The sequence below is a fragment of the Bacteroides caecicola genome, from assembly GCF_023337095.1.
Lineage (GTDB): Bacteria > Bacteroidota > Bacteroidia > Bacteroidales > Bacteroidaceae > Phocaeicola > Phocaeicola gallinarum.
In genome coordinates, this window is record NZ_JAMBLM010000024.1 from 1 (window position 1) to 10,605 (window position 10,605).

Consider the following 10,605-nt stretch of genomic DNA (forward strand, 5'->3'; position numbering starts at 1 on the left):
TATTTTTATAAAAATACTCATTATTTATGAGGAAGATAGATCAACTGAGTTAAGAAGAATTTGCAGCCGATTCTAATAATATTTTATTAACTTATAGCTATAATTATATTAAACTCATACCAAATTCACGTATCGTATCTTCACTATCTCGTCCAGATATAGACTTACCTATAGCCTTCTCAATTCTATCAGCAAGTTTAATCGCCCTATCTATTATAAATTCATCAAAATTATCTTCATTAAGAAGATTAAAGTTTATCTTGTGCGTAGATATAGCATGGATTAAATCATCTTTATTTATTTTGTGATTAAGAATCGTTTGTATATACCTACTTGGGGCTACGCCTCCAATAGAACGATTTGTTGAAGCATATATCATTGTTTTATTAATAACAGAGTTCCATTTCTCACGTGGTAAATTATGTCTTTCGCAATAATTAGCAGGAAATATATGATGAATATCCGTATTCTCTGATGTATAAGTCGCTACAGTCATCTTCCCTGCTGTCAAGAAATCCAAAGGTTCGTCTTGAAGCAAAAGTGCCATAACCCCTTTATATGCAGCTGAATTTCTTGTTTGAAGACTTAACAGACGTGTGGCATGGAAACTAGAACGAGAAACTGTATCTGGCAATACATTATCATCAGACAACCATAAAAAGAAATCTTTTATATCAGAAGCATAACGGGTCTCATTGGCACTTCCATATAACTCGCCAAATACTCCGCACCAATACCATTTAGACAACTTAGTTAAGTTGGGTAAATTAGTAAGTAAGTGCTGATGACTTAGATCATATGCAAAAATAGCAGCCAATGGAATAAATTGGGTATTATAAGGTAAATTGTCAGCAGAATAAACACCCTGCTTAATCAAAAAGCGAGCGGCTTCAATAAATCCATTTTTAAGAATATCCCGCTTTTGATTAAAGACAGAACTACGTAGAGCCATTACATCTTTCTTTTTGCACTTCACACCTATTTTTCCACCAGATACAATCGATTTCTCATAACTATCCAAAAGAGTCATTGAAGTAATGAACGCAGTGCCGTCAATATCTCTTAATACATCATATTTAGAAAAATCTTTTTCGATCGACTTCCACTCTTGGCGTAATTCAACTCCATCAGCCGCAAGCGAAGCTGTAACTAGTTCAAAAACATTCAATGGAACTCCACCACGATTTACATTTTCAAATATCTGACAGACAGACGATTGAGAAGTATTCTTCAAGACCTTAATAACCGGCAGCTTATAAGCAATAACAGATGAAATAATATCTGTATTAAATTTCTGATAAAGAGCCAACTTTGTAGGATCATTTTGATAATAACGCAACATTCCCAAACACCAATTCATTGATTCCGTAGGATCAAACATCAAATTAAGAGGAAACATAAGGTTTTTATATTCATTTTCTCTAGAGGTCAAATCTAGGGTAATAATCTTACCAATATCAGATGTCTTTACCTTCTTATCAGAAATAGATATTATTGCCTCTTCTCTATCTACATTTTCGTCAAGAGCTTTAACCATGTCAATATAATAAAATCTGTAGATAGTATTATTTTTATTACGTTCCCAACATGTCTCAACTGGATTCTGACTCATAAACACCTGAAAAAGTGTAGTAAGTCGTTGTTGACCATCAAGAACAAGATAGTCTGGCTTGATACCTACCATTTTTGTATCAACTCCTGTGAACAAGCGAGGTTTATAATTAACCTCACCTCCTGTTTCTAAAAACATTACTGCACCCATAGGAAATCCCATTGTAATGCTTTCTATTAACTTACATATTTTTCCGTCGTCCCAAACCCACGAACGTTGAAATTCTGGAAGCTGTAATTCACCTTTCTGGACTTGAAGCAACAAATCTTTTAAATCTGTATCATTTGATTGTACTGCCATAACTTAAAATCTTTTCTATTTTCTTATAACTTTTCTCAATATCCCCATAACTTTGAATGAATCTTCTTCTGGTTCTAATAAAAATGGTTCATATTCTTTGTTCAGTGGAATCAATTCAATGCAAGTATGTTCCCAGCTATTTTCAGTAACTCGTTTTTCACTATGATATTTTTTTATTGTACAAGCTATATTATCACTATCATAGTCTTTGATATTATACCCTTCTACCAAAACAATTTCACCTTCACGACTTCCACCAGTATAACGGGAAAATACGCAATAATCACCATCATTTATTTTTGGTTGCATGCTATTACCCATAGCACGAACCACAAACATTGATTTATCTAAGTGTGACAATTCATCAGACACATCTATCCACTTGACATCCTCATCTGGCACTTCAATTTCAGACAAATCATGACAAGCGGCCTTTATACTAGGATAATAAGGTAAATGAGTTACAAAACGTTGATTTACAGAAGCGGTATCTATGATACGAGCTAAAGTTCCTGATTTTTTATCTATGTTTTTACCATTAGCTAATACTTCTGTCGTCGGTTCTATATCATTTTCCTTGAAATTCTCCACCTGTTCCATTACTTGACGAAAGACTTCTGGAGAATATTGTGGTGGATAACCATTCTTCACTAAACACACCTTAATATCAAACTTTAGCTGTTCACGTACGCGCTGATTATTCAACCAATCTGCCACACTTGATTTCAAGTCTATTATCTCCTTTATTTTACGAGCTAATACTCTGCATTTTTCGTTGATGGTTATTCCGTCTACTTCCTTATCTTCACCATACTCAAAATTAAACTTATCACGCAACATGATTAAGATGTCGTAAAAAGCTTTCTCTTCAAAAGTAAGGTTCAATTTTCTGAAACTTTCTCTATCCTGTTGCATTTCTTGCAGAATTTTCAAAGCTTGTTCTGTGGCTTTTTTTATTATTTCTTCCGATGTCGCTTCTTGAGTTTCACCTGCTTCTTCTGCGCTTAAACGTTTACGGCGTTCATGGTATTGTTTAATGGTTTCTTCCAACATCTCCATAAATCTTTTTGCTGCAGCCTGATTTGTTCTACTATATTCAGTAATCTGTTTCCTCAACATTTTTACTAACAACTCCAATTTTGAAGCGGGCATCTTTACATCAGACAATTTCTCAAAATATTCCGGACTAAATATATCTTCCTCTTCTCCAACGTCCAACACACTTTCTACCTTGGTATATTTCAACGCTTCCTCTACCATTTTCGCGACCTTGCGATTCATAGTTTCAGTATCAGGTGCATCGGTTCCACTCATTTTCCGAACAAAACCGGCAATGGCCATAAAACATTGCGCTAAAGCAGATTCTTCATCAGATAAATTACCTGAAGGCTGACAAATATCGTATGCTGTACGCATTCGTTTTACGACTTTCAAAAAATAGGTTTTGAATGATACCCTCTTTACTTTTTTGCCATCTTCCGAAGCTAAATTAAGCAGTTCATTCGATTTAAAAATATACTCTGCCATCTTAGCCAATAATGTATAGCGTATTACAGGATCTGTTCCCGGATTAAGGAAAGGAGTTAAATCCATTTGCTTAAACAAATCCTTAAGTATGGATAAATATTCTCTGAAAATAGTAGTTGCCTGTTCTACGTCATCATCAGTAGGTGCAAAGGTATTGCCGCCACCGCCATACATTTTCATAGCTTCCCGCATGTTATCTCGTATGCCGTCTTCTGCTTGAAAAAAAAAAAACTCTTTTCGTGGATATTTTCTATTTACACGACTTATTGTCTGAATAAGGGTATGTTTTTGTAAAGGCTTATCGTTATAAAGATACGTAAGACTCTCCACATCAAAACCTGTAATCCACATATCCACCACGATTACAACGCGGAAATTGCTTTTCTCCTGTTTAAATGCAGTATCCAGTTTTTCTGAACGTTTATCATTTGTCACACCCCCAAGATAATCATACATTTCCTTAGGATCATTCTTGCCTACACTTGCAACCATTGCCATAGTAGGCATTTCTGACAGTTCTTTCAATTCTTCATCTGTACAAGAAACACCTTCGGGTGTTTTTCTTAATTCAAACCATTCCGGATATTTTTCTTGAAAAATAGTAAGTAAATTATAAGCTATTTCACGCTTAGAACAAACAATCATAGCTTTCTGTACACGGTCAGGATCACCACTACATGCCTTTATATAATGATCATGTATATCTACAGCAAGACGTTCCAATCTTTGTGGCTCACCTAAAATTACTTGAAGCGAACTCATTGCTTTCTTACTAGCCTCAATATCTTCCAATGTAGAGCCTTCTTCTGCACATCGCTTATAATATTCTTCTACCATCCTAATCTTTTCTTTATCAAAAAGCACCTTAGTTATTCTAGGATGATATTTAATTGGCACAGTAATACCATCAGCTACAGCTTGATCCATAGTATAACGGTCTATTTCTGCCCCAAAAGTCTGATAGGTTTCCGCAATAGGTGTACCTGTGAAACCCACAAAAGTAGCGTGAGGCAAGGCTTCACGGAGCACTTTGGCATAAGGCTTAGAAAGCACCGCTTTCATTTGTTCATTGGCTATATCCAACAACTCTTTCTCATCGCCATCTTCATTTGGTTTACTGAACTTTATTCGTTTTGCACTTTCCAATTGAGTACGGTGAGCTTCATCACTAAAACAGATGATGTTGGAACGTTCGTTTATTAATCCTATAGCATCATCCTCACGGTCACAAAATTTCTGAATTGTACAAATATAAAATCCTCCACTTTTGCGGGCTGCAAGTTCTTCTCTTAATTTTTTGCGTGTAGGTACTACAGATACTTCGCCTAAACCCAGAAACTCTTTACTCTTAGTAAATAACTTACTGCCTTGTTTTTGCAAATCATCACGATCTACTATCATCAAAATAGTTGGAGAACCAATTTCCGAAGCACAACGCATAGAAAGTTGGCGAGCAAGAAAAGCCATTGTATAAGTTTTACCACATCCAGTTGCTCCAAAATAGGTACCGCCCTTTCCGCTTTTCTCCTTAACAGATTTCACAATACTTTCACGAAGGAGTCGTGTAGCAAAAAACTGAGGATAGCGGCACACAATTTCTTTTTCTTTATCATCAAACTCCTTATCTTGGAAATAAATGTAATCACGAAATATTTCAAGGAAACGTTCCGGCTCATATACTCCCTTAACCATTGTTCGCATCTCATCAAATGGTGATGTAGAAACTTTATCACCATCATTTACCCTTCGCCAAGCATAGAAATGTTCATAAGGGGTACGTACCGTACCAAGACGTGTTTTCACCCCATCGCTTATACAAGCCAACGGACAATAATGCAGCAGATGGGGAATATCACGCCAATAGCGTAAATTTATTTGTTCCCACGCATCTTCAATAGTAGCATTTTCATCTGCCGGATTTTTCAGTTCTATGATGCAGAGCGGCATACCATTTACATAAAGTATAATGTCAGGACGTCTGTTTTTTATGCGACCATTGTTTACATATTCTACAGTGAACTGATTAACAACTTTAAATATATTTTTAGTTGGTTTACCTTCCTGCGGTTTACTAAAGTCAATAAGAGCAATATCTCTTGTAAAACCATCTTTGGCTGTAAAGTTCACACCATCAACCATCCATCCATAAACTTTATGAAGAGTGGCAAAGTCTGTTTCCGCTCCTACAAGACGTACAGTATCAACAATCTGTTGAATTTCATCCGCTTCAAGATTCGTGTTGTTACTTGTCAAAAAGTCTGTTAAGTCCTTCTCTATAAGTACTTCCCTTTGATTATTACGCACAATCTTGTCACCAGACAAATACGTCCAGCCTTCTTGTTCTAAAAAAGCAATAAATGCATTTTCAAAATCAGACTCGCAGAAGCGACCACTATAATTCATTAGTTTACTTTTTGACATTTCAAATTTCTTAGGTTAGTAATCCTTTATGTAATAAGCTAAACATCAATCCATGCATTACTCTTATTTAGATGTTGATATACGCATTGTACCACTATATGCAGGATCATCACATTCGCCAAACACTACAGTTATATTTCCATCGTTTCTTGTGGTAATGCATTTACGGTCTATACCTCCTACTTTCCAGCCACGACTCATTTTAGTATATTTATCAGAAGCACTAGCGTCACTTTTATTTGTATCAGAAATAATTGTAACCCTTGGATTAACTAATGAAACAAAATCAGAATGATAGGCTGATTCTCTTCCATGATGCGGCGCTACCAATACATCAGCATATCTAACGGCATCTTTAAAATCACTTCGTTTCATAAGTATATCCAATGATTCCTTTTCATTATCACCACAGACTACGACTTTAATACCAGATAATGTAAAAACCGTTATTATACTGAAGTTATTAAAATTAGAGTGGTCGCAAGCAGATGTAGAAAAAGTTTGAATATCTAAACCTGCATAGTTGTTAGGATTTTCCGTATTATTTTCATCATCATCCCTTACTGGCGAATTATATCTATCGTTAATCTCACAGTATTTCTTAAACTTATCTTTGTCACAAATTCGAACGCCATACATTACTTCTGCATTAGTCAAAGACTTGGGACGTAATAATATCTTAGGCTGATTTATATCAAAATTGAGAATATCGCTAATATGATCAAGGTGCGGATGGGTTAAAATCATATAAGCAATGTTATCGAATCTACGTTTCAATATAGGAGTAGAATTTCCACTCTCATATGTACCTGTGCCAAGGTCAATTACTATATATTTTCCATTAGGTGCTTTAACATGGATAGCTAATCCAAGTTGTACATCCCAAACTGTCATTGTTGCTAGTCTTGCCATAATATTATTCTTTATTTTGTTTCAAATATTCATTAAGTACCTCTCTTGCATAATAATAAGCGCGTTCTTTATATCTATTCCAACAAATTAATAAGACTACTATTGACAAATATGATTGCCAATAAGATGAATATGATGATATAAGTAATAATACTGTTGAAATTAATACTGTCGTAAGAATAGTCCTTGATAGGGCATAATGGGCGTTAAAGTCTGGAACCCTGGAATCTTGATTACCATTTACTTCACGCATCGCCTTACTAAATAATCTATCCTCAGAAAGATTATTACCGTCAAGTTCTTTGATTAAAATCTTTCGGACATTCTTAGTTTCGTAGAAACGTACTTTATTTATTCCTGTATTGCTAGGAATAAATAAATGATATAACCAGCAATGTTCTTTTTCCCCTTCATCTAGAAGTCTGGTAGAAGGCTTTCCTCCTATCGTAAAATAATATATAGGTTCTAATAAGCTACCTACTGAATTAATAACATATCCACATAAAAACGCAAATGCTAAATATGCAACAGTATAATCATTGTTATATTCTATCTGAAACGAATACATACCAATGACTAGTAGCACATATCCAGCAACAAGGCTCGACATTATATCATAATACTTAAAATTCATAATCCTATTATTTTATGAGTTCGCAGCTCTTTGCACTAATGCAGGACAAAGGGCTTTAAGTTTCTCTCGTGCTTCAGAGGCTATCTTTTTAGCTTCTTCAAGACATTTGTATAAATCTACAATAGATTGTTGGACTTCGAGAGGTGGTAAAGGTATTTTAACTCTACACAACTCACTCCAATCGAAAGTTTCCCTTGCACTCCCCCAAGAATTAAAACGAGCATATCTATCAAATTCGCTACGACTTAACAGTAAATATAAATACTCTGGCATCAATTTGCTACGATCTTTACAACGAAATGTTGTGTATATTGAAGAAGTAAGAATTGGCTTATTTGTTACATTTAGTGCTAAAGCAATTTTATCGCCTCGGCGTGAGGTGTCAGCAACATAGGCGAAATTATTGTTATTAACAATTTTGTATGATGTTAATGAAACGCCATCCATATTCGCCTTAGTAAATATAAATTTTTTGTCAGTACTTATGCCCCGCACATTATCTAATGTATATTTATTCTCACTATTTCTTTCATCACAAATTTCTATATAGTCATCTTGCCCATTACTAAGTTCCACTTCTGGATATTTAGCTTTGCAATCAACAATAAAAGCTTCGCAAGCTTTATTCAGTGGCTCTATTAGAGCCTCATTTTGCTCTGCGAGTGCTTTCAACCCATTATATACATCAACTAACTCTTGTTGAATATCAATTTGAGGGACAGGAATTAATATTTCTTTAAAGTCCTTTTCAGGCAAATTTCCACGAATAGAAGCATCCGTATGAAACCACGCTAACCGCCCAAATTCCTCACGAGTTAAAATCATCTCTAAATATTCTGGGAGAATTTCATCTTTCTTTTCCTCTTTAATATGAAAAGTATAATAGGCAGGCGATACAGCAACATTTTCGTGAGAACTATTATAAGCTAATGGTATAGTTACATCACGCCCAATATGCATCAGATTACAAGCAAAGTAATTATGTGGAACTAGTTTGTATTTACTTGTATCTATGCCATTCATATTAGCAACTGTAGGTATAAACCCCTTCCCTATATTAATACCACTGATTTCTACATGGTTATCATACCCAACACGAAAAGTTTGTTCTTCTATGTAGTCACCAATTATAGAAAATCCTTTATACTTTTCATTTACATTCATATCCTAATCTATTAAGAGCTTTACGTAACATATCATCATTCTTTTTTTGGCGTTCTAACAAGTCTGTAACAGTAGAAGCTGTTTCAGTTAAAACCTTGTGATAGTCTATGGCAGAATCTCTATCTACAAACTCAATATATCGACTTGGAACAAGAGAAAAATTATTAGCTTCAATTCCATCAGCTTCATCTATTCTAACAGAGCGGTAAAGTTCCGGCTCAGCATAATTAGTTCCATCTGTACCTTCTGCCTGCCATTTAAAATAAATCTCCGTTGCCCGCTTGATTTGATTGTCCTTGAGTATAACCTTCTTTTTCTGCTCACCCTTAACTGGGTTTTCTGTCCACTGACGTAAATCCATAAAGAGAATTTCCCCTTCTCTATTACGTTGTTTGCGTCCGTGCCACATTCCCCCTTTTTTATTTTGATTTAAAATCCAAAGGGTAACACTAATATCTGTGGTTATAAAAAGTTCACGGGGCAATACTATGATTGCTTCTACTTTATCATTCTCAATCAGTTCGCGACGAATAGTTAATGCATCCGTATCACCCAATGCACCATTTGCAAGAAGGAATCCGGCTACCCCTTTTTGTTTATTCATGTGGCTAAGTATGTGAAGTATCCATGCATAATTGGCATTGCTTTCCGGCGGTGTGTCATAATCACTCCAACGAGAATCATTCTTTAAATTATCATTATACCATCCTTTAAGATTAAAGGGTGGGTTCGCCATAATATAATCAAAGTAAAGTCCTTTATGTAAATCATTGGTAAATGTGCTGTCACTTTCTGCTCCTAAATTATGACTTATACCACGTAAAGCCAAATTCATCTTTGCCAAACGATATGTAGCCGCTTCCTTTTCCTGTCCGTACACATTGATTTTACTGATATCACCCTGTTTGGACTTTACCAATTCTGCACTTTGGATGAACATACCTCCAGAACCACAGCAAGGATCATAAATAGTTCCATCAAAAGGCTCTATCATACTGGCAATTAATTGCACAATATCATGTGGAGTGTAGAATTCACCTTCCTCTTTTGTAGCATTCACAGCAAATTCCTTCAGGAAATATTCATACACACGGCCAATCAAATCCTTTTCTTCACCAAAAACTTTTTGAGAAATCTTATTTACTTCATCTACAAGCTTTTTCATATCATTACCAGCCAAATTACGCTGAGTAAACGTACCCTCTACGAAGCACCCTTTAAGGGAGGGAGTGGTAGTAGCGATACTACGTAAAGCCGTATCAAGTGCTACATTTAGTCCTGGTGCAGGGGTATCAATAATTGTACTCCATCTTGCTTCAGGTGGAAGATTGTATGTGCCGTCTGTAAATGTTGCATCTTCAAAGAAGGCGGACATAATATTCTCGTCATCTGGATCTAAGCCTTGTTCTATCAACTGGGCACGAAGATGAGCTACTCCATTTTCATATTTTTCTCCGATGAAACGAAGAAAAACCAAAGTGAGCATCATATCTCGCTTCTCAAAAAAAGAACCGGAGTTTTTGGCCTGTCTTAAAATATCGCGACACTTGAATAGAATTGCATCTAAGTTGATTACTTCTTCTTTTTTATTATTTGTTTTCTTTGCCATAATTATTCATTTAATGATTTTACAAAGGCTTCACCTTTCTCAGTCAATACATTCTTGAACACCTACAACAATTATCCTCCGCCAATGCTATCAAAATCATTGGCGAAAGCACAGATAGTGCGATAAATTTTATCTGGATTCCACCCCGTTTTAAACTCAATACGGGTGGATTCTATTTTACGCTTATGAAGAACATCTTCCATGTTTACTGAAATAGCTATCTTGATATACTATTTAGATTTATCCTTTTCTACATGAAGCAATTCTCTTACATCAACACCCAAAAGTTCCGCAATGCGAAACAATGTTTCCAAATCTGGTTGTGAAGTATTCGTACACCAACGGGAAACGGATGTCACATTCCTACCGACTTGCTCAGAGAGCCATTTAGCCGTTTTGTTTTTTTCAACAAGAACTATTTTAATC

7 protein-coding genes and 1 pseudogene are annotated in these 10,605 nt (G+C 35.3%); all 8 read right to left on the bottom strand.

All coding sequences use genetic code 11. The features are described 5' to 3' along the window. Nucleotides 1–103: 103 nt before the first annotated feature. Entirely contained in the window at nucleotides 104–1,912 is a 1,809-nt protein-coding gene (locus M3085_RS13540; RefSeq protein ID WP_249053299.1) for a DUF262 domain-containing protein, read from the bottom strand. A 15-nt stretch (nucleotides 1,913–1,927) separates the two neighbouring features. Beyond that, a complete protein-coding gene (locus M3085_RS13545) occupies nucleotides 1,928–5,842 on the bottom strand; it encodes an HsdR family type I site-specific deoxyribonuclease (RefSeq protein ID WP_249053300.1) in 3,915 nt (1,304 codons plus the stop codon). Between the two features lie 81 nt (nucleotides 5,843–5,923). After that, nucleotides 5,924–6,772: a ComEC/Rec2 family competence protein gene (locus tag M3085_RS13550; protein ID WP_249053301.1), complete on the bottom strand. Its 849-nt coding sequence runs from the start codon at nucleotides 6,770–6,772 to the stop codon at nucleotides 5,924–5,926. A 4-nt stretch (nucleotides 6,773–6,776) separates the two neighbouring features. Further along, complete coding sequence (locus M3085_RS13555; protein ID WP_042985125.1) at nucleotides 6,777–7,406, bottom strand: hypothetical protein; 630 nt, start codon at nucleotides 7,404–7,406, stop codon at nucleotides 6,777–6,779. Between the two features lie 12 nt (nucleotides 7,407–7,418). Continuing rightward, nucleotides 7,419–8,570, bottom strand: coding sequence for a restriction endonuclease subunit S (locus M3085_RS13560; RefSeq protein WP_042985122.1), 1,152 nt, complete (start codon nucleotides 8,568–8,570; stop codon nucleotides 7,419–7,421). Continuing rightward, complete coding sequence (locus M3085_RS13565; protein ID WP_249053302.1) at nucleotides 8,557–10,179, bottom strand: N-6 DNA methylase; 1,623 nt, start codon at nucleotides 10,177–10,179, stop codon at nucleotides 8,557–8,559. Before M3085_RS13565 ends, M3085_RS13560 begins: the two co-directional genes overlap by 14 nt. Before the next feature lie 51 nt (nucleotides 10,180–10,230). Continuing rightward, nucleotides 10,231–10,400, bottom strand: a pseudogene (locus M3085_RS13915) (helix-turn-helix domain-containing protein); the annotation flags it as partial. Between the two features lie 9 nt (nucleotides 10,401–10,409). After that, nucleotides 10,410–10,604, bottom strand: coding sequence for a helix-turn-helix transcriptional regulator (locus M3085_RS13570; RefSeq protein WP_249053303.1), 195 nt, complete (start codon nucleotides 10,602–10,604; stop codon nucleotides 10,410–10,412). Between the last annotated feature and the right edge of the window lies 1 nt (nucleotide 10,605).

What these genes read in the sequence shown, in the direction of transcription:
- M3085_RS13540 (WP_249053299.1), bottom strand. Translation starts at nt 1,912, where the DNA reads ATGGCAGTACAATCAAATGATACAGATTTAAAAGATTTGTTGCTTCAA.
- M3085_RS13545 (WP_249053300.1), bottom strand. Translation starts at nt 5,842, where the DNA reads ATGAATTATAGTGGTCGCTTCTGCGAGTCTGATTTTGAAAATGCATTT.
- M3085_RS13550 (WP_249053301.1), bottom strand. Translation starts at nt 6,772, where the DNA reads ATGGCAAGACTAGCAACAATGACAGTTTGGGATGTACAACTTGGATTA.
- M3085_RS13555 (WP_042985125.1), bottom strand. Translation starts at nt 7,406, where the DNA reads ATGAATTTTAAGTATTATGATATAATGTCGAGCCTTGTTGCTGGATAT.
- M3085_RS13560 (WP_042985122.1), bottom strand. Translation starts at nt 8,570, where the DNA reads ATGAATGTAAATGAAAAGTATAAAGGATTTTCTATAATTGGTGACTAC.
- M3085_RS13565 (WP_249053302.1), bottom strand. Translation starts at nt 10,179, where the DNA reads ATGGCAAAGAAAACAAATAATAAAAAAGAAGAAGTAATCAACTTAGAT.